The 25901-nt window shown below is 37.3% G+C and carries 23 protein-coding genes; 11 read left to right on the top strand and 12 right to left on the bottom strand.

All coding sequences use genetic code 11. The annotated features are described in order from the left end of the window. Positions 1–89: 89 nt before the first annotated feature. A complete protein-coding gene (locus ACE3RB_RS16995) occupies positions 90–1376 on the bottom strand; it encodes an N-acetylmuramoyl-L-alanine amidase (protein WP_374465309.1) in 1287 nt (428 codons plus the stop codon). Between the two features lie 53 nt (positions 1377–1429). Between ACE3RB_RS16995 and ACE3RB_RS16990 the strand changes: the two genes are divergently transcribed. From ACE3RB_RS16990 to ACE3RB_RS16980, 3 genes are all read left to right on the top strand, one after another. Further along, the gene (locus tag ACE3RB_RS16990) at positions 1430–4015 is read left to right on the top strand and encodes a putative LPS assembly protein LptD (RefSeq protein ID WP_374465308.1); all 2586 of its coding nucleotides are present in this window, start codon (positions 1430–1432) and stop codon (positions 4013–4015) included. A 144-nt stretch (positions 4016–4159) separates the two neighbouring features. Continuing rightward, positions 4160–4540 (top strand): RidA family protein, encoded by a 381-nt coding sequence (locus ACE3RB_RS16985; protein ID WP_041461978.1) that lies wholly within the window; start codon positions 4160–4162, stop codon positions 4538–4540. After that, positions 4540–4989: a hypothetical protein gene (locus ACE3RB_RS16980; protein WP_002983085.1), complete on the top strand. Its 450-nt coding sequence runs from the start codon at positions 4540–4542 to the stop codon at positions 4987–4989. The genes ACE3RB_RS16985 and ACE3RB_RS16980 overlap by 1 nt, the downstream gene beginning before the upstream one ends. Positions 4990–5066: 77 nt before the next feature. Here ACE3RB_RS16980 and ACE3RB_RS16975 read toward each other — a convergent pair whose 3' ends face one another. Then, positions 5067–6596, bottom strand: a complete 1530-nt coding sequence (locus ACE3RB_RS16975) for a trypsin-like peptidase domain-containing protein (RefSeq protein ID WP_374465307.1) — start codon at positions 6594–6596, stop codon at positions 5067–5069. 339 nt (positions 6597–6935) lie between these two features. On the opposite strand from ACE3RB_RS16975, the gene ACE3RB_RS16970 reads away from it, so the two are divergent. Then, on the top strand, positions 6936–8297 hold the full coding sequence (locus tag ACE3RB_RS16970) for a rhodanese-related sulfurtransferase (RefSeq protein WP_374465305.1): 1362 nt from the start codon (positions 6936–6938) through the stop codon (positions 8295–8297). A gap of 50 nt (positions 8298–8347) precedes the next feature. Further along, positions 8348–8923, top strand: a complete 576-nt coding sequence (locus tag ACE3RB_RS16965; protein WP_374465304.1) for a 5-formyltetrahydrofolate cyclo-ligase — start codon at positions 8348–8350, stop codon at positions 8921–8923. On the opposite strand, the gene ACE3RB_RS16960 is transcribed toward ACE3RB_RS16965, so the two are convergent. Together ACE3RB_RS16960 and ACE3RB_RS16955 are read right to left on the bottom strand one after the other, a co-directional pair. Then, positions 8872–9453 (bottom strand): hypothetical protein, encoded by a 582-nt coding sequence (locus ACE3RB_RS16960; protein WP_374465303.1) that lies wholly within the window; start codon positions 9451–9453, stop codon positions 8872–8874. The genes ACE3RB_RS16965 and ACE3RB_RS16960 overlap by 52 nt on opposite strands. Beyond that, entirely contained in the window at positions 9437–10618 is a 1182-nt protein-coding gene (locus ACE3RB_RS16955; protein ID WP_374465302.1) for a hypothetical protein, read from the bottom strand. The genes ACE3RB_RS16960 and ACE3RB_RS16955 overlap by 17 nt, the downstream gene beginning before the upstream one ends. Positions 10619–10801: 183 nt before the next feature. Between ACE3RB_RS16955 and ACE3RB_RS16950 the strand changes: the two genes are divergently transcribed. After that, positions 10802–11122: a hypothetical protein gene (locus ACE3RB_RS16950; protein ID WP_374465301.1), complete on the top strand. Its 321-nt coding sequence runs from the start codon at positions 10802–10804 to the stop codon at positions 11120–11122. A 131-nt stretch (positions 11123–11253) separates the two neighbouring features. Here ACE3RB_RS16950 and ACE3RB_RS16945 read toward each other — a convergent pair whose 3' ends face one another. The 3 genes from ACE3RB_RS16945 to rmuC form a co-directional block, all read right to left on the bottom strand. Then, on the bottom strand, positions 11254–12021 hold the full coding sequence (locus ACE3RB_RS16945; protein WP_374465300.1) for a TrmH family RNA methyltransferase: 768 nt from the start codon (positions 12019–12021) through the stop codon (positions 11254–11256). Positions 12022–12102: 81 nt separating this feature from the next. Next, complete coding sequence (locus ACE3RB_RS16940; RefSeq protein WP_332388336.1) at positions 12103–12519, bottom strand: hypothetical protein; 417 nt, start codon at positions 12517–12519, stop codon at positions 12103–12105. Between the two features lie 6 nt (positions 12520–12525). Beyond that, positions 12526–14031, bottom strand: a complete 1506-nt coding sequence (gene rmuC, locus ACE3RB_RS16935) for a DNA recombination protein RmuC (RefSeq protein WP_374465299.1) — start codon at positions 14029–14031, stop codon at positions 12526–12528. A gap of 181 nt (positions 14032–14212) precedes the next feature. On the opposite strand from rmuC, the gene ACE3RB_RS16930 reads away from it, so the two are divergent. The 5 genes from ACE3RB_RS16930 (at position 14213) to ACE3RB_RS16910 (ending at position 21889) form a co-directional block, all read left to right on the top strand. Continuing rightward, positions 14213–14887, top strand: coding sequence for a response regulator transcription factor (locus ACE3RB_RS16930; RefSeq protein WP_374465298.1), 675 nt, complete (start codon positions 14213–14215; stop codon positions 14885–14887). 2 nt (positions 14888–14889) lie between these two features. Then, positions 14890–16251, top strand: coding sequence for an ATP-binding protein (locus ACE3RB_RS16925; RefSeq protein WP_374465297.1), 1362 nt, complete (start codon positions 14890–14892; stop codon positions 16249–16251). A gap of 218 nt (positions 16252–16469) precedes the next feature. Further along, positions 16470–17672 carry a TolC family protein gene (locus ACE3RB_RS16920; protein WP_374465295.1) on the top strand — a complete coding sequence of 401 codons (1203 nt, stop codon included), beginning with the start codon at positions 16470–16472 and terminating at the stop codon, positions 17670–17672. Between the two features lie 15 nt (positions 17673–17687). Continuing rightward, entirely contained in the window at positions 17688–18791 is a 1104-nt protein-coding gene (locus tag ACE3RB_RS16915; protein ID WP_374465293.1) for an efflux RND transporter periplasmic adaptor subunit, read from the top strand. Next, positions 18791–21889, top strand: coding sequence for an efflux RND transporter permease subunit (locus ACE3RB_RS16910; RefSeq protein ID WP_374465292.1), 3099 nt, complete (start codon positions 18791–18793; stop codon positions 21887–21889). The genes ACE3RB_RS16915 and ACE3RB_RS16910 overlap by 1 nt, the downstream gene beginning before the upstream one ends. Before the next feature lie 57 nt (positions 21890–21946). Here ACE3RB_RS16910 and ACE3RB_RS16905 read toward each other — a convergent pair whose 3' ends face one another. The 5 genes from ACE3RB_RS16905 to ACE3RB_RS16885 all read right to left on the bottom strand — a co-directional run bounded on the left by ACE3RB_RS16905 (position 21947) and on the right by ACE3RB_RS16885 (position 25431). Beyond that, positions 21947–22702 carry a DUF5995 family protein gene (locus ACE3RB_RS16905; RefSeq protein WP_374465291.1) on the bottom strand — a complete coding sequence of 252 codons (756 nt, stop codon included), beginning with the start codon at positions 22700–22702 and terminating at the stop codon, positions 21947–21949. A 67-nt stretch (positions 22703–22769) separates the two neighbouring features. Then, the gene (locus ACE3RB_RS16900) at positions 22770–23006 is read right to left on the bottom strand and encodes a hypothetical protein (protein WP_374465290.1); all 237 of its coding nucleotides are present in this window, start codon (positions 23004–23006) and stop codon (positions 22770–22772) included. 203 nt (positions 23007–23209) lie between these two features. Then, entirely contained in the window at positions 23210–23677 is a 468-nt protein-coding gene (locus tag ACE3RB_RS16895) for a YciI family protein (protein ID WP_374465289.1), read from the bottom strand. Between the two features lie 3 nt (positions 23678–23680). Further along, positions 23681–24859 (bottom strand): nicotinate phosphoribosyltransferase, encoded by a 1179-nt coding sequence (pncB, locus tag ACE3RB_RS16890; RefSeq protein ID WP_374465288.1) that lies wholly within the window; start codon positions 24857–24859, stop codon positions 23681–23683. A gap of 95 nt (positions 24860–24954) precedes the next feature. Continuing rightward, positions 24955–25431, bottom strand: a complete 477-nt coding sequence (locus ACE3RB_RS16885) for a Dps family protein (RefSeq protein ID WP_079240229.1) — start codon at positions 25429–25431, stop codon at positions 24955–24957. Positions 25432–25901: the final 470 nt, after the last annotated feature.

Here is a 25901-nt window from a genome sequence, read left to right as displayed (position 1 = left end):
TCTTGAGTCCTGACCACTAGACGAATAGGCCAAATTTTGAGGTTGCAAAAGTAATAATTAACTTTTTAACTTCAAAATTATTTCCGGATTTATTTGTAGACTTTTTGTATCACTGTATTTTTGATGCCTTTAGCCTCGAGCTCCTTCTGAAGCTTCACTGCATCCTCCAATGTGTACACTTTTCCATAGGTATAATAGAATACTCCATTGTCTTTTTCTCTTTCCACATCTTTCAGGTTCTGAAGAATATAAGAGTTGCCATTCAGCTTATCCCCGGCATATACTTCTATTGTATAATAACCCATATTGATCCTCTGATTAGGCATAAATCCAACGGCAAAAGCATTTCTGAATCCTGCATCCTTAGCGGTTTTAAGATTAATATCTTTCACCGAAGCCAGATTGGTTACAGCATAATAATACTTATATTGTCCATTTTCTTTAAGAGTAAGGATATAGTTCAGACCTTTAAGGGCTGGATCATTTTCATTGTATTTCATAGGAGAGCTCATCAGAAGGATTCTGAAGTCATTTTTCAGAGGAACTTCAGCAGGCTTTTCAGGCTCAGGTTTTCTGACAGCAATAGAGCCGCCGGATTTTCTGTCAATTGCTTTTTTATAATCGATAACAGCATTGTAGATACTTTCTGCAATCTCAGTCTGTCCTTTGTCAGAAGCAATATAGTGACTTTCTTCAGGGTGATTGATGAATCCTGTTTCTATCAGTACAGATGGCATTGCATTCATACGGAGAACATGAAGGTTTTTCTGGAATACTCCCCTTGAGGATCTTTTGTCCTTATTCACAAAGTTATCTTCCACCAATCCTCCCAAAAGAAGACTTGATTCCAGATATTTACTCTGCTGAAGTTTCAAAGCGATCAGAGATTCCGGAGAATCAGGGTTATAAGAACCAAAGATCTGCTTATCCTTTTCATCCAGGAAGATCACATCATTTTCCCTTTTGGCTACCTCCAGGTTTTCGTTATTCTGGTTAGGTCCCTGTACATAAGTTTCTGTACCATAAGCTGTAGGTCTTTGAGAAGAATTACAGTGAATAGATATGAAAAGATCTGCTTTGCTCCTGTTGGCCAGGTTTGTCCTGTCGGACAGAGATGGATACTCGTCTATTTTTCGGGTATAAATTACTTTGAAATCTCTGTTTTTTTCTAACATGGCACCCACTTTTAAGGTGATAGCAAGTGTAATGTCTTTTTCGGCAATTCTTCCGATGTCGGAATAGGTCCTGTTGGCCCCGTGATCACTTCCTCCGTGTCCGGCATCCAAAACGATCGTAAACTTCTTCTGAGAGAAAATAAAGTTACTGGCAAGGATAAGGAGAAATGATAAAATTATTTTAAAATTTTGTTTGTGCATCTTACAGTTATAAAAATTATATTAATTTTGGGCCTTAATTATATAGTATAAAATTGGCCAAAACCGTCTTCAAAAATATATTACAAATTTTAATTATCCTAATTTTTAACAATTTTTTAGCACAGAAAACTCCTGAAAAATTGCCTAAAAATGCGGTTAATGATACTATTTCCAAAAAGGATACCATAGTTGTAAAAAAAGAGTCTTTGAATGATGTTCTTCGTACAAAAGCAGACGATCAGAGAAGAGATGTTCCGAAAAAAATGACATTCCTGAATAAAAATGCGCAGGTAAAATATCAGGATATGCAGATTGATGCGGATTATATTTCTATTGATGATAACAAAAATCTGATCTACGCAAGAGGAAAGCAGGACTCCCTGGGAAAAATTATTGAACCTGTCATTACAACACAGGCCGGAAAAAAATACGAAACCAACGAGTTCAGTTACAATACAAAAACGAAACAGGCCATTGCTTTCAATGCAAGAACAGAAGAAAGTGAAGGGGTAATTATAGCTCAGAAAACTAAAAAGTACAACGATTCCGTATTCGCGATGAGAAAAGCGGATTATACAACGGATGATTACTTTATCAAGAAAAAAGATACTGCAGCGGATTATTTTATGAGAGCTTACAATATTAAGCTGATTAAAACCAAAACAAAATCCCAGATCGTAACAGGGCCTATCCAGATGTTTATTGAACAGGTTCCTACCCCTCTTTACCTTCCGTTTGCCATTTTACCATTCTCTGATAAAAGGGCAGCAGGTATTCTGATCCCAAGTTTCGGGGAAAGGGAAGACGTAGGTTTCTTCCTGAACGGGATAGGGTATTACCAGCCTATCGGGGAACATTTTGACCTTAAAGTTTTAGCAGATATTTATACCAAAGGAAGCTGGAACCTGCGCCCCCAGGTGAATTACCAGAAGAAATACCGTTACTCCGGAAACTTTACGGCAGATATCGGTACCATGGTAAGAGGAATCAAAGGTCTGGATGATTATACTAAAAACAGTACATACAGAATCAACTGGACCCACTCTCAGGATTCCAAAGCCAACCCTTTCCTTACATTCAGTGCTTCTGTGGACATTGTAAGTACCAAGTTCTATAATAACCCGCTTAACAATAATTACATTTTCAACCAGAATGTACTGAATACCCAGCAGAACTCTACGGTTACCCTTACCAAAAGATTTCTGAAGCTTCCGATGACTATTACGGGAACGGCATCTTATTCACAGAACTTTGCAACAGGATTGGCAGACCTTCGTCTTCCGCAGATGAACGTAGCGATTAATCAGTTCTATCTGTTTAAATCAAGAACAGGAATCAGACAGGGACTTCTTGAAAATATCACGGTAAATACCGGATTTAACCTTACCAATTTCGTAAATACTCAGGAAAATGAGTTGTTTAAAAAAGAAATGTGGGATAAAATGCAGACCGGGCTTAAAAATAATATCGCACTGGCAACCAATACAACGGTGGCTAAATACTTTACATTCAGCTTAAGTGCCAATATTGATAATGCTCTGACTACAAAAACACTGAACAGGTATTACGATCCTGTAAAAAATGTAACTGTTGATGAGATTAAGAAAAATTTTAGCGGATACTCTACATTCTCTACTTCTGCCAGTCTTCAGACTACATTGTACGGAATGCTGAAGTTCAAAAAAGGCTCAGCGGTGGAAGCGGTAAGACACATGATGACTCCAAGTGTAAGCTTCACATATTCTCCGGATTTCTCAAGTCCTAATTTCGGTTACTACAGAAACTATTATAATGCTACCGGGGCATTGACACCTTACTCTATTTTTGAAAAAGGGATCATCGGAAGCCCGTCAAGCGGAATGCAGGGAGCTTTAGGCTTTAATATCGGTAACAATATCGAGATGAAAATAAAGTCTAAGAGTGATTCTACAGGAGTGAAGAAAATCAAGATTTTTGAATCCTTAAACCTTGCGGGAAGCTATAACTTCGCTGCTAAAGACCACCCTTGGTCTGTATTTTCAATCAACGGACAGTCTTCTTTTTTCAATAATAAATTAACTGTTAATACCAGTCTTGCTCTTGAACCTTATAAAATTGATTTCATTCCAGGACAGGACACAGGAATAAGAACAGAGCAGTTCGGACACTTCAGTGTACAGGGATTCAACGTTCAGCTGTCTTATCCTTTAAGCAGCGAGATTTTTGGAGAAAAAACAGATTACGCCAAAAAGTATTCTTCTAAGGGAGAGGTCCGAAATGAAAACTATTATTTTGATGATGATCATTATGCGCATTTTGATCAGGCATGGACTTTAAATATCAGTGCCAATTATGCATATTCCAAAGGACTGAGCAGATTTGGTAATAAAATTGCATCCTTAGGATTAGATGGCAGTATCAAGCTGACGCCTTATTGGAATATTAACGGAAGCACCCATTATGATATGGTGACCAAAGAACTGGCATATACAAGAATTGGTTTTTCAAGAGATCAGCGAAGTTTTACGATCAATTTCAACTGGGTTCCTTTCGGACAGTATAAAGTATACGACTTCTTTATCGGCATCAAAGCCAATATCTTAAGTGATGCACTGAAGTACAAAGACAGAAGCTTTACCCAGCCTAATGCGCCTTTCTAATATCAGATTGGCATTTGTGAATATAAATTTTATATTTGCAACCAAAAGAAATTCTAATGCAAACACTGCTGGCAGATTTAAATATCAATGAATTTAACAGGCAGTGAAAGTCTATGAACTTAGAAAAAAATTAAATATCCGCATATGAAACAAGTAATCAACACAGTTAATGCACCTGCAGCTATCGGGCCTTATTCACAAGCTAATATGGCAAACGGAGTTTTGTATATCTCCGGACAGATTCCTGTAGATCCTGCAACTGGAAAATTGGTTGAAGGAATTGAAAAAGAAACGCACCAGGTAATGAAAAACCTTGAAGCGATCCTTACTGAAGCCGGCATGACTTTCAAAAACGTTGTAAAAGCTACAATCTTCTTAAAGAATATGGATGATTTCGCTGTAATGAATGATATCTATGCTTCTTACCTGGACTCTGAAAGCTATCCTGCCCGTGAAACAGTACAGGTTTCATGCTTGCCTAAAAACGTGGATATCGAAATTTCTATGATTGCACATCAGGATTAATGAACTTTATAAGAAATACAATTGCGGTTCTGATAGGCCTTGGTATTGCCGGGCTTATTATCACTCTTGGTATAAGGGCTTTTCCGCAATGGGTAACTTTTGAGGCTTTTGCTCCGTTTGAGCACTGGCAGAGGTTTCTTTTCAGTATGAAAGATGATAAGGCATTCTTCGGCTTCCTTTTGTTTATTTCCGGACTGGGGACTACTATCGGAGGAGTTGCGACTGCAATCATCGTTAAATATGCTAAAGTAGCCTATGCTATTCTGATCGGTTTTATTATGCTCTTTATCGCAATGCTGGATGTAATTATTTTTCCTTATCATCCTACATTTTATAAGATTTCTATTTTCCTTACATTCTTTCCTTTTTCCTGGATCGGAGGTAAGATTGTAGAAGTGATTTACGAGCGCAATAAGAAGAAAAGAATTGCCGAAAAAATGAACAAGTAATAAATAATAAATACAAAAAACGCTGCAGAGATCTGCAGCGTTTTTTGTTGATATGAAAAACTAATTTAGTTCTTTGGTTAAGGCATTTTGAAACCTCTCTGGTAATTTCTTCCGTAGTCGTCCATGTATTTTATTTGTGCGGTTCCGGAGAATTTATTCAATAAACTTTCTACATCTTTCTGAGAGTTTACAGGTTTACCATTGATCTCTGTGATGATGTAACCATCCACAATTCCAGCTTTGGCCATTTCGCCTCCTTCTAAGACATTTTTGGCAACAACTCCGCTATTTAAGCCATAGTATGCCTTTGTTCTGTCATCAATACTTTGGAACTCAGCTCCTATTTTTTCAGTTACGCTAAGATCTGCTTTTGTTCTTGTGGAAGTTCCGCCTTTTTGGTCTCTAAGCGTTACGTTAGTCGTTCCTTCTTTACCATTTCTCAGATAAGTTACCTGTACTTTATCACCCGGACGTTTGCTTCCGATAGACATAGAAAGGTCTGCGAAATCAGTAATGTCATAAGTATCTACTTTCGTAATAATATCACCTTTTTTCAAGCCAGCATCTTCAGCGCCACTGTTCTCGCCAAATCCTGTAATATAGATTCCGGACCCTACTTTTAGGTTCGTTTTATATTGCTGATTGTAAGAGCTTACCAATTGATCATTCGAAAGATCCAGAGACTGAACTCCTAAGAATCCTCGCTGTACAATTCCGAATTTCTTGATATCCTCAACAATTTTTCTTGCTAAGTTGGAAGGAACCGCAAATCCGTATCCCTGGTAATATCCTGTAGTAGACTGAATTGCTGAGTTGATTCCGATAAGTTCACCATTAGTGTTCACCAAAGCACCTCCAGAGTTACCCGGGTTGATGGCAGCATCCGTCTGGATGAAACTTTCGATAGGGTTAGCCGCTTTTCCCTGGCTTCCTAAAATTCCGATACCTCTTCCTTTAGCAGAAACAATACCGGCTGTTACGGTAGAGTTTAACCCAAGCGGGTTTCCTACTGCAAGTACCCATTGTCCTACATCAATATTGTCAGAGTTGGCAAAATTCAGATAAGGTAGACCTTTTTCTTCAATCTTTAATAAAGAGATATCCGTGTTAGGGTCTGTACCTACCAAAGTAGCAATATATGATTTTTTGTTGCTTAATACAACTTCCAGCTTATTAGCTCCGGCCACCACGTGGTTGTTGGAAATGATATAACCATCCGGCGAGATGATTACCCCTGAACCCATCCCTGATGGCATATTATCAGGAGCCTGCTGCTGCTTCTGTCTCTGCTGGCCTCTTCCCCCGAAAGGATCTCCGAAGAAGAAATCAAACAAATCCTGCTCTGAGGCTCTGCTTGAAGTTCTGCTTTGATAATTTTTAATGGTAACTACAGCCGGAACGGTTGTTTTAGCTGCTTTTACAAAGTCATCACCTACAGCTGCCGTGTTCATTCCCGCAAACGAAGTGTTAGGCGCGGCTGTTGTAAAATAAGATTGATCTCCATTGTTGGAACCAGGTCCGAAATATTGTAAAGCTCCAACGGTAGTAGCTCCGGAAATTACCCCAACTACTGCAAATGGTAATAGTTTTTTTAAAGTACTCTTCATTGTATATCTTTCTTGTTTATTAATTAATTTCTTTTTTATGTTTTTGAGTAAACAAATTTAATGTTAAATAAGTAAGCAATTAGTATGCTATGTTTCAATTTTAACTAAAATTTAACGGCTATTATATTATTTTGTGTCTTAAATCATAATTGTTAATGTCACAGTTAACAAAACTTAAAAAAAATTAAGGAAAATATGTCAGACTTTCTCAGGGTAAGGCATTATTTAATATCCATTGCTTATCACTTATTGATATAGCTGTGATTCTTATCATCAATCAATTTAATTCTAAATGATTATCTTTGCAAAAATTTTATTCTCACTTAAAACGTTTATAGCATGCAACTGTATAACACCTTAAGCGCAGAAGAAAGAGCTAAACTTATTGATGAAGCCGGTAAAGACCGCCTTACTTTGTCTTTCTATGCGTATGCCAAAATTGAAGATCCCAAAAAATTTCGCGACGAATTATTTATAGCCTGGAATGCACTGGATGCCCTTGGCCGTATTTATGTCGCTACTGAAGGAATTAATGCTCAGATGAGTGTTCCTGCAGACCAGTTTGAGGCTTTTCGTGATACGCTGGAAGCTTATGACTTCATGAAAGGTATCCGCTTGAATGTAGCGGTAGATCAGGACAATTATTCTTTTTTAAAATTAACCATAAAAGTTAGAAACAAAATTGTTGCTGACGGTTTGAATGATGAAACTTTTGATGTTACCAATAAAGGTATTCATCTGAAAGCTCAGGAATTCAATAATATGCTGGAAGATCCTAATACCATTGTTGTAGACTTCAGAAACCATTACGAGAGTGAAGTGGGGCACTTTGAAGGAGCCATTACACCGGATGTGGAAAATTTCAGAGAAAGTTTACCGATTATCAATGAACAGCTTCAGGATTTTAAAGAAGATAAAAACCTGTTGATGTATTGTACCGGTGGTATCCGTTGTGAAAAAGCCAGTGCTTACTTCAAACATCAGGGCTTCAAAAATGTTTACCAGCTGGAAGGTGGAATCATTGAATACACACGCCAGATAAAAGAAGAAGGTATCAAAAGTAAGTTCATTGGTAAAAACTTTGTATTTGACCACCGCTTGGGGGAAAGAATTACAGATGATATTATTGCACAGTGCCACCAGTGTGGTAAGCCTTGTGATAACCATACGAACTGTGCTAACGACGCTTGTCATTTGTTATTTATCCAATGTGATGAATGTAAAGCTGCAATGGAAAACTGCTGCTCCACAGAATGTCTGGACATCATACATTTGCCTTGGGATGAGCAGGTAAAGCTGAGAAAAGGACTGCAGGTTGGAAATAAAGTGTTCAGAAAAGGAAAATCGGATGCTTTGAAGTTTAAAAAATCAGGTGATTTACCGGACAAGCCTCTGGCAAAAGCTGAAACTAAAAATATCCGCCAGAAGATTGCTGTTAAAAAAGAGCTGATCGGAAAAGCGGAACATTACTATTCAAAATCAAAAATTGCACAGTTCTTAATTGAAAACAAAGGCCTGTCAGTAGGAGATAAAATATTGATTTCAGGTCCTACAACGGGAGAGCAGGAAGTTACTGTTACTCAGATCTACGCCAACGGAGGTCCTTGTGAAACTGCAAAACCGGGAGATCAGATCACTTTCGAGCTTCCGTTCAGAGTTCGTCTGTCTGATAAGCTGTATAGAATTTTGGAGAACGCATAATCCAAAGCCTGTCTTGTAACAATTATTTCAGTTAAAACAACTCGATAATTATGCTGAAAGCTGAGCTTAGAAAAAAATATACCCAAAAAAGAAAAGCCTTGTCTGATGATGAGGCTTTCTTGTTATCACAGAAGATTTTTGAAAATTTCATTAAGTATTTCAAACCGAAAGTAGGGGAGAAAGTACATATTTTCATCCCGATTCCGGCAAGAAGGGAAATTGATACCCAAATCTTCATAAAGTATTTTTTGGAGCAAAATATCCGGGTTTATGTCCCTAAGATTGTTGCTGATAAACTCATCAATATAGAGATTTTTGAAGATACTCTTTATGAAACGAAGAGCTGGAGGATTACAGAACCTGTTTCCAATGAAGATTCCGGTGAAAATTATTTTCATTATGTCATTACACCCCTCTTGTATTGTGATGGAAAAGGGAACCGGGTAGGGTATGGAAAAGGATTTTATGACGGACTGTTTCAAAGTATTTCTCCTGAGACAAAAAAAATCGGAATCAATTATTTTGATCCCGATGAATATGTGGATGATGTCTGGGAAAATGATATTCCTCTGGACTATTTGGTTACTCCTGCAGAAGTGCTGTCTTTTTTAAGCGGTTTGGAATAAAAATCTAAAAAGTAAAATTTAAATTCTTTCTTAAGTTTTGAAGTAGACAGCAAGATGTACTGCGCATTCTTTTCAAAGCTTCCCAGAGATTTGTTCTTATTATCGAAGTATTCTACATTAAATTTGGCATAATCCAATGTGTCCTTTTTATAAAATTCTTTATAAACATTCAGGTTGCTCACCTTTGCTGTTTTCACTTTCATACTGTCCAGCTCTTTCAGTAGCCTTTTAAAAGTAAGGGAATCAGGCTTGTGGAAGTAGCTTTCCATCTGGGAATAGATGACCGTGTCTATTTCTGTATTTCTGTTTCCACTCAGGTAAAGGGTTGACAGGTCTAAAAGCTCCTGGACTTTCTGTTTGGTGATGGAGTTAATGGCCTGCATACTGTCCATCTGTACAGCAGGATAGCTTTTTTCATTGTTGCTGTTTCGTAGTTTATCGAGGTCGCTTACCTCTGAAGTCTTATTATTGCAGGCAATAAATAAAGTCAGAAGCATGGTGAAAATTAAAAAATTATTTATTCTTTTCATCTGTGGTAGCAATTTTAAATTTAATGGATACAATCTTACCTTTGTTATCCTTTTTCATTTCTATTACATTCAGGTTTTTCAGAGAGGTGGTTGGGGTGGTTACCAGTGTGATATATTTCTGCTTATTCAAGCTTTCTATACCATAAGTATCATTATCATATACTTGATAAATTACCGCATTGTTGCTGATTAGGTTTTCCAACTGGTTTCTCTTCTGTTTTATAAGAGCTACCTGTTCATCCGGATTTCCTCCCTTGATATCTTTTATAGAGAAATAATAAACAGCCATCTTATAATCATCCGGCTTTAATTCTATTTTCTCCTCTTCAGGAGCATTTTCAAGGTTTCTGTTTACTTCCAGAGGCTCGTAGAAAGGAGCGCTGATCCGCATTTTTAAATTTTTATCCTTGGTAGAATAGTAAAAACACTCTCCTGGCTTTATTTTATACATCAGCGGAGATTCATTTTCTTTCACTACCATTATTTCTAAAGTGTTGATCACAGAAACTCCTCTGTCTTTATCGATGAAGCAATATTTATATGTTTTCGAGAAAAGTACATCTTTAAATCCTAAAAGGCCGGTTATGGTAATCAAAACTGAAGTGACAAGTGCCCAGGCGTTTTTTTTGAAGAAATTTTTCTTAGGCGGAACAGATGAAATTTCAGTTTCATTTGTTGTAATATTGTTTTGTTTAACTGTTTGATTTTCAGTTATTGATTTTTGTAAATCAGTATTTTCCGGGGTGTGGATCTCGATTTTTTTAGGCTGATTTTCAGTTTTTGGAAGTTCAGGAGCTTCAGAAACCGTTTTCTCCAGTTCATCAATTTCTTCTTCGTCAAGATTTTCATTTTCCTGCAATAATTCACCGGCAAAGAGATGCTGTTTTTTGAATTCGTACCAGGAGTCATAACCCGCATAAATACTCAATAAATTGAGCATATCTATTCTGGGTAATTTGGTAACCGGTGAAGTTTTAAAGTAAGTGTAAAATGACTTTTCACTGATGTTACCTTTTGCTTTTTTCCGCAGGTCTTCCTGAAAATATATAATATCTATACCCTTCCACTTGGAAATATCATCCTGTGATGGGGTATATTCTTTTAAGTATTGGCTCTGAACTTCCTTTTTCAGTTGCTCAAAGTGTAATAGATCTAAATCTGTCAATTTTTCAAAAAATAATTAAATTGTTGATTATCAGTTGCGTTTCTTTGTAAAACGATTTTACAAAGGTATTACAATTATTTTTCATAGACAAACTTTCTAACTGCTCTACCTTTGTCTTGTTCAAATAACAGAACAGAAGAAAATTTTATAAAACAATATTAACAAAATTAAATTTAATTTATTATGAAAAAGTCATTATTCGTAGCTGCTATCGCTGCAATCTCTCTAGTTGCTTGTAAAAAAACTGAAGCTACTTCTACTGAAGGTGCTGCTGATTCTGCTGCTGCTACTGTAGCTGATTCTGCTGCTGTAGTTTCTGATTCTGCTGCTAAAGTTGTTGATTCTGCTGCAACTACTGCTGTAGAAGCTACTAAAGATGCTGCTGCTGCTACAACTGCTGCTGGTGCTGAAGTTGCTAAAGATGCTGCTAAAGGAGCTGGAGAAGCTGCTAAAGGTGCTGCTGACGCTGCTAAAGATGCTGCAAAAGACGCTGCTAAGAAATAATTCTAGCATACGCTTAACAATAAAAGAACCGTTTCACTCAGTGAAGCGGTTTTTTTATGCTTAGTCATTGCGAGTCAAAGGCGGAGTAATCTCATTAATAACAAAATTCAACAAGGAATAGCCAAATATAGTTAGCCCTTCTTCTGTTTCAAAGATTCATAGCAGGTAATCGCTACGGCATTGCTCAGATTCAGGGAATCAATACTTCCGGTCATAGGAATCAGGGTATTTTTTCCTTTTCCGATCCAGAAATCACTTAATCCGGAATGTTCCGTACCGAATAACACAGCAGAACGCTGTCTGAAATCTCTCTTATAAAGATCTTCAGCACTTTCATCCATAAGCGTTGTATAGATATTAAAGTTGTTTTTTTGCAAGAATTCGAATGTTTCTGCATTTTCAGCCTGATACACTTCCATTCCGAAAAGACATCCTACACTTGATCTGATGACATTCGGGTTATAGAAATCCGTTTTTCCATCAGCAACGATCAGTGCATCAATTCCAAATGCTTCGCAGCTTCTTAAAATTGCACCAAGATTTCCTGGCTTTTCTACACCTTCAACAATAATTACTGTAGAATCTTTTTGGGGAACAAATGATGAAAGAGGTGTTTCCTTTGCATGGTAAACCCCGATAATTCCTTCTGAACTTTCTCTGTAAGCTATTTTTTCATATACTTTCTCGCTTACGTAATGGATTTTTCCATTGGGAACGGCTCCTTTGAATATACTTTCACAGATGAAGAACTCCAGGGGTTCAAAATCATACTGAATGGCTCTTTCATTTTCCTGTTGGCCTTCTACTACAAAAACTTTTGATTTTTTACGAAATCTGTTGTCAGTAAGGAGCTTAGTGACATTTTTTATTTTATCGTTCTGGAAACTTTCTATCAACATGCTGCAAAATTATGCAAAATTTATAATTGAACTTCCCTGGCTTTGATAAAAAGGTTTTCCAAGATCGTTTTGAACAGCACTTTATTTGGAAATATGAGTTTGCCCAGCGGATCTAATAAGAATAATATTCCCTGAAATCATTGAAATGCAGCTTGCTATCCATAAGTAATAAGCCGGGCCATAGCCTGTTATCGGATTCTGATGACCTGCTTCATCAACAGTGATTTCCTTCACGGTTAAAAAACATAAAGTAAGAAGCAACGCGAGAAGACTGATCACTAACGATGCTTTTGTCTTTTTCATCAAAAGCAAAAAAGCTGCTGTAACAAGAAGAGGATTGGCCATCCATGCGATGCCTCCACCGCTCATTTCTGCCCATCCTAATAACAGGCAGGTCAACCCATCCACATTATGGGGTTCCGTATATACTGCTGTAAAAGGAAGAGAGAGTATAAAAATAAAAATACTTATAATGATGATGGCAAATGGCTTTTTCATGGAGTTTTAGCTTTCTGAAGGTTCAATAAGATTGCTGTTGTCAATAAGGCTCTGTGGCAGGTCTTTTTTATTTTTAATCCCCAATGATTTCAGCTTCTGAGTCTGAATGACAAGGTTGTCATTTCCTGTATGAAGCTGTTTGTATGCCTCATTATATACGTTCTTTGCCTGGTCAAGATTTCGGCCCACTTTTTCCAGGTTTTCTACAAAGCCTACAAATTTGTCATAGAGCTTGGCTCCGCGTTCGGCAATTTCCATAGAATTCCGGTTTTGATACTCCCGTTTCCAAAGATCGGCGATCAGCTTCAGGGAAGTGATCAGGTTACTTGGGTTGAGTAGGAGGATTCTTCTTTCATAAGCATAGTTCCAGAGATTCTGATCTGCCTGCATTGCTGCAATATAAGCAGGTTCGCTAGGAATAAACATCATCACGAAATCTAATGATTTTCCATAATCATCGTACGCTTTTTGACTTAGCTGATTAATATGATTCTTGATAGAACCAAGATGCTGGCTTAGCTTTATAGCATAAACATCGGCATCGGTTTCGTCTACCAGTTCTGTGAAAGCAGTAAGTGAAACCTTGGAATCTATAATAACATTTCTTTCATCAGGATATTTTACAACGGCATCCGGACGCATTTTTTTTCCTGAAAATTCTGAGAATAAAGCATTATTATCTTCATCACGTAATTCATGTTCCAGGAAATATTCCCTTCCTTTTACCAGTCCGGATTTTTCAAGAATACTTTCCAGGATCATTTCACCCCAGTTTCCCTGTGTTTTACTTTCTCCTTTCAGAGCGCGGGTGAGTTTTTTGGCATCTTCAGAAATCTGCTGGTTCAGTTCTGCCAGCTCCTTCACTTTTTCTGCCAGGGAGAAACGTTCTTTATTTTCCTTTTCGTAAGCTTCATTGACTTTATTCTTTAGATCAGCGATTTTTTCCTGAAAAGGCTCTAGGATATTTTTTAAGTTGTTTTGGTTTAAAGCCGTAAATTTTTCTGTTTTTTCCTCCAGAATTTTATTGGCCAGGTTTTCAAACTGGAGCTTAGACTCTTCCTGAATTTTGATGATTTCCTCTTTCTGGGTATCAAGAGACTTTTGAAGGCCTTCATTTTTTGCCAGAAGTTCAGAGTTTTTAGCAAAAAGTGTCTGTTTCTCCATGATATGGGTTTCAATCTGTGAAATTTGTTTCTGACTGACTTGTTTTAGTTCCTGAAACTGCATGTTTAAAGAAGAATATTCGGCGGAGATTTTAGAAAACTCATTTTTCAGGTCATCCAGTAAATCCTGCTGCAGCATATTGGCTTCTTTTTCTTGACTGATGTTCTGTGTAAGTTCCTGAATTTTCAGGTTCGAGTTTTCAAGCTCAGACTGAGTTTTAATAGATAAGGTGTTCAGTGCATCATAAGAACTCCTTGATACCGTTGATGATCTCAATGCAAAATACAGTATAATGGCTCCCAGTAAGCCGCCGGCAACAAATCCGATAATTAAATATATCATCTCCATCTTTCAAAATTATGAAAAAAGGCTGGAAGCTGCATGGGTAATAATAGTTGTTTGTTCTACTATTATAAAAAATTGATGAAATGGCTGAGACAATTTACCAGAGCTCCATTACTTCTCTCTTCCAGCCTCCAGCTTCTTTCTTAATTAGAATACCTATATTTATGGGAAATTTCAGAGACTTATGAATATTTTGTTGGTAGAAGATGATCAAAGAATCAGCAATTTTCTGATAAAAGGCCTTTCTGAGGCCGGTTACAATATAACCCTTGCCGATTCAGGTGAAAAAGCACGTGAACTTCTTCATACCTATGATTTTGATATTATTTTAATGGATATCATGCTTCCGGGGCTGGATGGTATGCAGCTAACACAAATTATAAGATTCAAAGGAAATTACACTCCTATTCTGGTTTTGAGCGCCCTGAACAGTCCTGATGATAAAATTAAGATGCTGGATATGGGAGCGGATGATTATTTATCAAAGCCTTTCCATTTTGAAGAACTGATTTCAAGAATTAAAGCTTTAACCAGAAGGAATAAACTGAGCTATCAGAAAGAAGATCAATATTTATCATGCGGCAATATCACTATCGATACAGATCTTCATAAGGTGACTCAGAATGATAAAGAAATAGAATTTTCTCCAACTGAATACAAACTTTTTACTTTCCTGATGGAGAATAAAAATAAAGTGCTGAGCAGAACCCAGATTTTGCATAAAGTCTGGGGTATTGATTTTGATAATACAACGAATGTAGTGGATGTTTATATTTCCTACATCCGTAATAAGATCGACGAGACAGAACAGAAGATTATCCATACGGTGAAAGGAACCGGCTATCTGATTAAAGACTGATCATGACACTCAGAAACAGGTTTACCCTTATTTCAAGCCTTTCATTCGGCATTGTTTCTATCATTACATCTGCGGTGATATTCTTTGCCTATTATGACAGTACCAAAATTTTTTATTTTGAAAAGCTGCGCAATACGGCTCTGATTTCTGCTATTTATTATCTCGAAAAAGATGAACTTCCGAAAGACCGCCATGCCCAGATCAAAAAAGAATATAATCATCTGATCCAGAATAACAGGGTAGCGGTGTATAATCAGAATAACGAGGTTACCTTTGGTCATAACCTTAATGATCAGAATATAAAACCTTCCCATTTACAGGCTGTCCGGAATAATAAAGGAATACAGTTTATGTCTGATAACCAATTCTATTATGGGATTTTTTATCCGGATAACCAGGGTGATTTTGTTGTTTTTGTAAAATCATCCAACGATTCATTTCAATCTCAGATATTAAGGCTGTCCATTATTATGCTTTCAGTGTTGGTCATTGGTTTGCTTGCGATTTATTTTCTGAGCCGGTATCTTTCGAAAGTAGTTTATAAACCTATTTCCAATGTTGTGGAACGCATCAATAAAGTGGATTATAATAATATTTCTACAGCAATTACTTCTACCAATACCAATGATGAAGTTGAAGATCTTATTAAATCCTACAATAAGCTGCTGGGCAGAATTTCTGAGAGTGTACTCTTACAGCAGAATTTTATCAACTATGTTTCCCATGAATTTAAAACACCTCTGGCTGCCATTTCCGGAAATCTGGAAGTTTTCGCGCAAAAAGACCGTACACCGGAAGAATATAAGAAAGTAGCAAAAGAGTCTCTGGACAATGTATATGAGATTGAAAATATTCTCAACAACCTTTTACTGATGTCAGGAATGACGAAACTTGAATCTTCTCATAAGCTAATGAGGGTAGATGAGCTGGTCTGGAAAATCTACGAGAAATTGGAGCCCAAAGCGAAAGAAAATAATTCCTTCATTAAAATTCAGCTTCAGGTAACCCAACCCGCTTTGCTTGAATTTCCAGGAAATGAAACGCTGCTGTATCTGGCTTTATATAATATTGTAGAAAATGCCATCAAGTATTCTTATGATAAACCTGTGATTATTACTTTATCAGAGAGAAATGCTCAGCTGTATATTGAAGTAAGAGACGAAGGAAGAGGGATTCCGTCAGATGATCTGATGAAAATATCCGAAACGTTTTACAGAGGAAAAAATGTGGATACCATTAAAGGAAGTGGAATTGGCTTATCACTTTCAAAAAGTATTTTTGACCATCATCATATTGTGATGAAAATTGATTCTACGGTCAATGTGGGAACTAATGTTCATCTGGAATTTCCTGCCCATTCATAATCGTGTTATTTGTGAAAAGATTTGTGTTTTTCGTGTTTTAAAAAAGTTCTAATCAAACTCTAATGTTGAACTAACCCAATTTTAATTTTCTTTAAAATTCCCTCTAATATTAGACAAATAGCTTTGTGGTCTTAAAATAAAAGATCTTGAAGAAGCTATTTTTAACCCTATTTTATATTCATTGTTTCAGTTTCTTTTCAGCGCAGATTTCAGATACTATGAAAATCAGCAGAAAGGAAGCTGAGACTATTTTTCTGGCTAAAAACCTTGACCTTATTGCGCAGAAACTTGAGATTTCACAAGCCGAAGCAAGAGCCGTTCAGGCTAAATACTGGCCCAATCCCAAATTAAGTATCAGCGAAGTCAATCTATGGAGAACCTATGATATTGAAGAGCAGCCGGCATTGATCGGAAACTGGGGAAAAAACACCCAGGTTTCTGCTGAGATAGAACAGGTGATTCAGACTGCGGGTAAAAGACGAAAAAATATTGAACTTCAGAAAATAGAAGTAGAAGGGGAAAAGTATGAACTGCAGGAAGTTCTGCGTGAGCTTAAGAAAACACTCAGAAATACAATCACGGAGATTCTTTATAATCAGGAACAGCAGAAAATCTACCAGGGACAGATTGCTTCCATCGAGAAATTAACAAAATCCTATAATAACCAATTAAACCTTGGCAACATCAGTAAAGCTGAATATGTCCGCTTAAAAGCACAGGAAATTGAGTTCAAAAAGAAACTGATTTCATTAAAACAGGAAATTGAAGATCAGCAGGTTGAACTGAAGGCTTTATTAATGCTGCCTTCACAATCTTATCTGGTCATTTCAGATTCATTCACTATGCCTGAAAAACAAATTTCAGAGCTGGAGGTAAATCAATGGATGGAAAAGGCAAAAGAAAACCGCCCGGATATCATGATCGCAAAAAATAAAGAGAAGCATGCCGCCAAAAACCTGGAAATTCAAAATGCAATGAAAACACCGGACGTTGCAGTTTCTATTGGATACGACCGTGGAGGAAATATCATGAAAGATTTTATAGGATTGGGGGTTTCTGTGGATCTGTCCATTTTCGACCGCAACAAAGGAAATATTCAGGAAGCTAAACTGGAGATTGAGAAAAGCAAACTTGAGACCCGTAAAAATGTGCAGAAATCTGAGAATGAAATTGTCTCTGTTTTCAGAAACTATATCCGGACACAGCAGGTATCAGAAGAAATTGATGACAATTACGAACCTACGCTGGACGGTTTGCTGGTAAGCCACGAGAAAAATTTCAGATTAAGGAATATCAGCATGCTGGAATATATGGATTTTCTGGAAACCTATATCGGAAACAAAATGATCATCCTGGATACAAAAAAAGAACTTAACCAATACTACGAAAACCTGCAGTATGTTGTAGGACAAGATTTATAAGATATGAACAAAAATATGACCAAGTACATTGCTGTGGCTTACCTGTCTGCCCTCATCATTTTTACAGGCTGTGCCGGAAAAGCAGAAAATAAAGAAACAGAAAAAGCCTATTGCATCAGTAAAGAGCTTAAGAAAGACCTTAAACTAGTAAAAGCAGAAATGCTTCCCATAGAAGAAAGCATTACACTTACCGGAGAAGTGGAAAGTAATTCTGATAAGACGGTTCCTTTTGTAAGCCTTGTGGATGGAGTAGTGATAGATACTTACTTTTCCCTTGGAGATTATGTGAAAAAAGGACAAACGTTGGCCAGTGTAAAAAGTACAGCTGTCAATGAAATGCAGGACGACACCCAGACCTTACAGGCTCAGCTGGCAGTGGCAAAAAGAAAGCTGTCTTCTGTAGAAGCGATGTATAAGGATGATATTGCTTCTCAGAAAGATTTACAGGAAGCACGTTCTGAAGTGGCCATTTTACAATCCAATATTTCCAAGACACAGAAAAATATGCAGCTGTATTCAGCGGGCGGAAGCACGATTCAGATAAAAGCGCCTGCTGACGGATATGTTATTTCAAAGAATATTTCCAAAGGAATGCCGGTTACTGCAGGAGGAGATCAGCTGTTTACCATTTCCAATCTGGATAAAGTGTGGGTAATGGCGAATGTGTATGCTACCAATATGAGACACATTTATGTAGACCAGCCTGTAGTAGTGAAGACTCTAGCTTATCCTGATGACAGTTTTTCCGGAAAGATTGATAATATTTCCCAGGTTTTCAATGAAAACGAAAGAGTACTCAAAGCCAAAATCATTATGGATAATAATGGAATGAAACTGAGACCGGGAATGTCTGCAGATGTTGTATTACCCATTAATTCACAAAACAAAAGCGCACTTGCTATTCCTGCAAAGGCTATGATCTTTGATAATAACCAAAGTTACGTGGTTGTTTACAAGAAAGACTGTGAGCTTGAGATAAGACCGGTTACCGAGATTGCTTCCAACAGCCGGTATATTTATGTAGAAGGAAATTTAAAACCAGGTGAAAACGTCATTGCTTCCAATGGGCTGCTGATCTATGAAAACCTGAAAAACCAATTAAATAATTCCAAGAAGTAATGCGAAAATTTGTACAGAATATAGTTTCCTTCTCTTTAAAAAACTCATTGATTGTTCTTTTGGGAACTTTTCTATTGCTTGCCGGAGGAATCTATTCCTATATACATACTCCCATTGAGGCATTTCCGGATGTTACCAATACAAGAGTGAGAGTCATTACCCAATGGCCGGGAAGAAGTGCTGAAGAGATAGAAAAATTTGTCACCTTACCTATTTCCAAAGAAATGAATGCCATCCCGAATAAAACTTTGGTACGTTCTATTTCATTATTCGGATTATCTGTGGTGACGGTTATTTTTGATGATCATGTCAATGATTTCTATGCACAGCAATATGCTTCCAATAAACTGGGAAATGTAGAGCTTCCTGCCGGAGCAGAATACAGCATTGAGCCTCCTTCCGGGGCAACTGGTGAAATTTACCGGTATATCATTAAAAGTAAACTTCCGATCAAAGAAGTTACCTCTATTCAGGATTGGGTAATAGAAAGAGAATTGCTGGCCGTTCCTGGTGTTGCTGATGTTGTAAGCTTTGGTGGCGAAGAAAAAATATATGAAATAAAAATTAATCCTACAGAATTACACAATTACGACCTTTCCCCCCTGGATGTGTATGAAGCGGTTTCGAAGAGTAATATCAATGTAGGTGGAGATGTAGTGGCAAAAGGTGATCAGGCTTATGTGGTGCGGGGGATTGGTCTTTTGGAGAAAAAAGAAGATATTGAGAATATTCAGATTGAAGTAAAAGGCTCTACACCCATCCTGGTGAAACACGTTGCCGAAGTAAAAGTTTCTGCAAAACCCAGATTAGGACAGGTAGGATATAATAAGGAAAATGATGTTGTAGAAGGAATTGTGATCATGCTCCGCGGTGAAAACCCAAGTGAGGTGATTGCAAGGCTGAAGGAAAGAATCGGGCAGCTGAACGGAGGAGAGCTTCCCGGTGATGTTCAGATTATTCCGATCATTGACCGTACAGAGCTTGTGAATACAACAGTTCATACCGTTTCCAAAAACCTTATTGAAGGTGTTATTCTGGTTTCCATCATTGTATTTATTTTCCTTTACAACTGGAGAACAACTTTCATCGTAGCATCAGTAATTCCTTTGGCTTTTCTGTTTGCTATCATTATGCTGAAAATTCAGGGACTGCCGGCCAACCTGATTTCCATGGGAGCACTGGATTTCGGACTGCTTCTGGAAGGGACATTGGTTATTGTGGAACATGTCTTTGTTGCCCTCGAGCTTAAAGCAAAAAAGATAGGACTGCGGAGATTCAACAAAATTTCAAAGCTGGGAATCATCAAGAAAAGTGCAGGAAGTGTCGCAAGTTATATTTTCTTTGCCTTATTGATCCTTATCGTTGCCCTGATGCCTATTTTTTCTTTCCAGAAAGTTGAAGGAAAAATGTTCTCTCCATTGGCATTTACGTTAGGATATGCATTGTTAGGATCTTTGATCTTAAGTTTGACGTATGTTCCGGCAATGTGTAAACTGCTCCTGACTAAGAATATTGAAGAGAGAGAAAATTTTATTTCCAGATTTTTCAGAGTTAACATTTACAGAATCTACGAATTCAGTGACCGCCATAAAAAAGGATTTATTATTGGTTTCGTTGTTTTGCTTGCAGTATGTGGATGGAGATTTTCCAATTACGGATCTGAATTTTTACCCAAACTTAACGAAGGAGCAATCTATGTGAGAGCCACACTTCCAAACAGCGTCAATCTGGATGAATCGGTAAGGCTGACGAAAGAAATGAAAGAGATTCTCATGAAGTACGATGAAGTGAAATTTGTCATGACCCAGACCGGCCGTCCCAACGATGGTACTGATCCTACAGGTTTCTTTAATATCGAATTTAATATTCAGCTGAAGCCTGAAAATGAGTGGAAGAAAAAAATATCCAAGGAGGAACTCCTTGAAGAAATGAGGGTTTCTCTTGAGAAATATCCGGGAATTAACTTTGGATTCAGTCAGCCGATACAGGATAATGTGGAAGAATATGTAGCAGGAGTAAAAGCTCCGTTGGTCATTAAAATTTTTGGAAACGATCTTTTCGAGCTTGAAAATTATGCCAATAAAGTAGCCAATTCCATCAGAACTGTTTCCGGAATATCAGATGTAAACGTTTTCAAAAATATCGGACTTCCGGAATTAAGAATACAGCTTCATGACTCCAAAATGGCAAAGTATGGTGTTTCCACCGCAGATGCACAGGCTGTGATTGAAATGACGATCGGAGGACAGGCTGCCACCAAGTTTTACGAACAGGAAAGAATGTTTGATGTGATGCTTAGATTTGAAAAAGATTACAGAGATACTCCTGAAAAAATGGGAAATATTCTGATCCCGACTCAGGACAATAAAAAAGTTCCGTTGAAAGAAATTGCAACCATTGATTATCATACCGGGCCGTCATTTATTTACCGCGAAGGAAACAGCAGATATATCGGAGTTGGATTTAATATTGAAGGACGTGATCTCGGAAGTACCATCAAAGAAGCTAAAGCGAAAGTAGATAGAGAAGTAAAGCTTCCGAAAAATCATAAAATGACCTGGGCCGGAGAATTTGAAAGCAAAGAAAGAGCGGCAAAACAGCTTGCTATGGTAGTACCGATTTCTTTAGTTTTAATTCTGATGCTGTTGTATTTTAACTTCGGAAATATAAAAGACACGCTGATCTCATCCATTACACTGGCATTTGCGTTTATCGGAGGATTCTTATCCCTTTGGTTTACGGGAACCATCTTCGGGATTTCTGCGGGAATCGGTTTCATTATCCTTTTCGGAGTGGCAACCATAGACGGTATTGTCCTGATTGGAGTGATGAAGGAAAATTTCCAAAACAGAATGTCGCTCAAAGAATCTATAGCACAAGGTGTGAAAAGTAGAATCCGCCCGGTGGTGATGATTGCATTGATGGGTTCTATGGGACTTCTCCCTGCAGCATTGTCAAACGGAATGGGCTCTGAAATTCAAAAGCCTTTAGCTATCATGATTGTAGGTGGACTGATCATCTGTATGCTGCTGTCATTTACAATACTGCCGATTATTTTTCATTATGCCTATCGTAAAAAGCATAAGGAAGCAATATAGTTTCTTTTATTTTGTTCATTATGAGGCCGGGATCCGTGAGGAAGATCCCGGCCTTTTTTATGAGTTCTTTGTAGATTCTAAAATTTCAATATTCTTCACCACATCACTGCTTTCACATTTTTTAAGTTCTTTTAAAAGGGTAGGAGTGAGAATTTTCGGATTCAGAATTTGTGTGGCGACTTTTGCCGCTGCATAATCTATAATACCGATTACAGATTCTCTTAAAAAATTGGGGGTATTGGATGCAATAACCGCGCTTGCCCATGATGTATCTCTTGCTTTGGATATGGCAAAACCAAGAACAGCATTATCTTTTCCGTTGGAGAGTTTGTCAACAAGATCTACAGGATAACATATTTTGTTCAGTGAATCCTGCACATTCTGGTTGATGGAAGCGATAACATTATTGATGTTTTCAAAATCTTTTTTCAAAGGATTAATTTTCCGGTAAGGCATAATAGCAGCAGCAGAAATACCCAGATCCAGATTGATGTGCGCATTCATTCCCAGAAATATGTGCTGCAAGATCAGCAGGTTTTTGTTTTTAGCCGCTTCAAAGGCAATATACCAGGAGTTGGTACATTTTTCTCCTTTGCTGTAGCTGTCCCACGCCTGAAGATACCTCTGTGCAAAAGCAATATCAAGTGTTGTCATTCTGGGATTGTCTTCAAATTTTTTCTGCCGGATTCCTTTCAGTACCTGTGCGGTCATTATTCTATAGGTACATGCAAAATATCCTGCCGGACTTTGGTTTTCTTTGCACCAGATAATGATTTCATCCAGCTTTTTCAGAACTTCCTCAATGGTTTTCATGGTGAGTTTTGTTTATTTAAAGATACTAAAAAAGCGAGCCGGAAAGCTCACTTTATTATTCATCAGATTATGGAGTGATGATAATCGGATCAGGGAAAGGTTCAAGAACCAATGGCTTGCACATTGCTGCCGGCTGGCAGGTTCCCCCTATGCATATAAAATTCGTCATCGTGGTGGTGCCGTCAGGACATCGGATCATCGCTTCCCCATGGCATCCTCCCGGGCATTGTGCCGGATACAATGTTCCTCCGAATACATCTTTCAGTTCTGTTCTTGTAAGTTTTGTAAATTTCAGTTTTTTCATGAGATTAATTTTAGTTTGTATTGGTGTATAACTTACTCACAATTAAATAAGTAAGCTGAATTACTCAATAGCTAAAGTAATTAAATTAATTCATTAAAACAAGAAATATTTACGTGTTTTTATTGGTAATTATTTGAAATGCAGAAAGTTAAAAATATGTTTTGTTTATTTCTGAAAGAAAAGCTGATTCTTTTCTGCTTTATTTAAGGATTTTCTTTTGCAATTTCATCATGATGCTTAAGGTATAAAGGTAAAGCAGCGGATCCGTACCACGGGAAAATTTCATAGCTGAAAACGCCGGCCTGAACTGCAGGATCTGTTTTTACCCACTGTTCAGCTTCTTCCTTCGATTTGGTGTTGAAGATAAACATGCCGCGGTAGTTCTCTTTATTTTTTTCAAGGAAAGGTCCGGCTACTACAATTTTGCCTTCATTGGCCAGTTTGCCGATATTGCTCATGTGTCCTTTCATAAGTTCACTCATTTTGGCTTTATCTTCAATATTGGCGGTACCTGTTGTCAGCATAATGATAGTATAAGGTTTCATGCCGTATTTGTCTGCCCCTAAAGATGTAGCCAGTTCCTGATTGAATTTTGGCTTTTCTGTTTTCTGCTGGGCAAATGATAATCCTGCGGCCAGAAAAGTAATTGTGAGGGAAATTTTTAAATTCATATTTTAGTTTTTAATTCTTAAAAATTCTTTCGCCAGTTCAATCATCTTTGGGTCTCCAGTGTATTTACCATGTTCATCGGAAAGCTTTACCGTAGGAATCCATTCCTTATTAGGAGCCTGAACGCCAATAAGCTTCATGACGATATTCATTGGTTTTAATCCTACATCATTGGTTAAGTTGGTTCCAATTCCGAATGAAATGCCAATCTTTCCTCTGCAGTAGTTGGTAATTTCTTCCACTTTCTCAAGATTTAAGGCATCAGAGAAAATAATATATTTAAACATAGGATTGATGCCATTTTTTTGATAGTGGGCAATTGTTTTGTCTGCGAACTCCAGCGCATCACCACTGTCATGACGTACACCATCAAAAAGTTTTGCAAATTTTTTATCGAACTGCTGGAAGAAAACATCAGTAGTATAAGTATCAGATAAAGCCACTCCAAGATCTCCTCTGTATACATCTACCCAATGTTCCAGAGCCATTTCGTTAGCCATTTTGAATCCATATTCTGCAGCATGGAACATGAACCATTCGTGGGCATGGGTTCCAATGGGTTTAACCCCATATTTCATTGCAAAATGAACATTCGAACTTCCGATAAAAGTAGAATCCTTTTTCTGAGTCAAAGCTTCCATTACCAGATTCTGTACCTTATAAGAATGTCTTCTTCTGGTTCCGAACTCTGCAAAGGTTACTCCAAGTCTGCCTAATGAATCCGCTTTTTCCAGCGTTTTGCTCATGACCACTTCATTAGAATCTCTTTCCATGTGGTTCATTTCATAATGCAGCTCACTGATCAGGGCCAGCAGCGGAACTTCCCAGAGGATGGTTCTGTACCAAAGTCCTTCAACAATAACGGAAAGATCGCCTCCTTCCTGATGAATTTTCACTTCAGACGGGTCATAATGATAGCCTTCTAAAAAATCAAGATAGGGTAGATCTATATAAGGACAGGTTCTCGCCATGAACTTTTTTTCATCTTTCGTAAGTTTAAGTTCAGCCATTTTATTTACGGCTTCTCTTAAAGCAACGTCAAATCCTTCCGGAAAGTGGTGTTTCCCCCTGTTGATGAATTCATATTTTACAATAGAACTTGGGAATAATTTTACCACGGCATTCTGCATGGTTATTTTGTAAAAATCATTATCCAGAATAGAATTCAGTCTTACGTTATTCATAATATGTGTAATTTTAACGCAAATATAAAAATAAAAAATAAAATCGCCTAAATGTAAGGCGATTTTTTTGAAATATATCCATGCTTTTGATGGAGTTATTTTCCAAGATATGAATTATACATCCAAACTTCTTTCTCCTGCTCTGTAATATAGTCGCTCATCTGAGAATTGGTACCTTCATCTCCTGCTTCATCCGTAATATCCAAAAGCTCTCTCTGCAGGTCAATCACTACTTTGAATGAACTTAGAATCTGCTCAACGCTTTTTGTGCCGTCAGTTACTTCTTTACTTTCTTTAATGGTTGCTACCTTTAAGTAATCTGAATAGTTATGGGCCGGTGTTGCTCCTAACGTCAGAATTCTTTCAGCAATTTCATCAATCTTTAAAACAAGACTGTTGTACAGCTCTTCGAACTTCGGATGAAGGGTAAAGAACTGCTCGCCTTTGATGTTCCAGTGTGAACCCCTTGTATTCTGGTAAAATACAGAATAGTTGGCTAAGAGTACATTTAATTTTTCTGAGATTTTTTTGCAGTCGGCTTCTTTAAGGCCAATAATACTAGCATTTTTCATATGTATATATTTATTTTTAAGATTAAATTCAATCACCGGCTTCCGTTAAAAAGCGAAAAGAGAATGGTGATTCAATGCGTTTATCATTTGTATTTCAAATTTACGAAATATCGTGCCGAACACAGTTGATTATTAATAGATGATAACTATAAGAAAGTTTTTTAAAAGAGTTTGGATGTATCGGATTTTATGTCCGGACCTTGTTTTGGAAACTGAAAATTATAGAAATCTTTCCCGGGGTAAATTTCATAATTATTTAATATTCATTTTTTAAGCGTAAAAACAGATTTACTTCTGTGCATTTTCCGTCTGTATATTATGCTTCCCTGCTTGTCATACTGAAACGTGTTTCGTTTTTGATGTAAGTAATTGATTTTAATTTTTATATAAGTGTTTGCAGATTAAAAAAATATTCCTATTTTTGCACCCTAAAATAAAAAGCAATTAAATGCCTACTATTCAACAATTAG

The sequence above is a fragment of the Chryseobacterium sp. genome (genome assembly GCF_041914225.1).
Lineage (GTDB): Bacteria > Bacteroidota > Bacteroidia > Flavobacteriales > Weeksellaceae > Chryseobacterium.
This window is presented reverse-complemented; position numbering and strand designations above follow the sequence as displayed.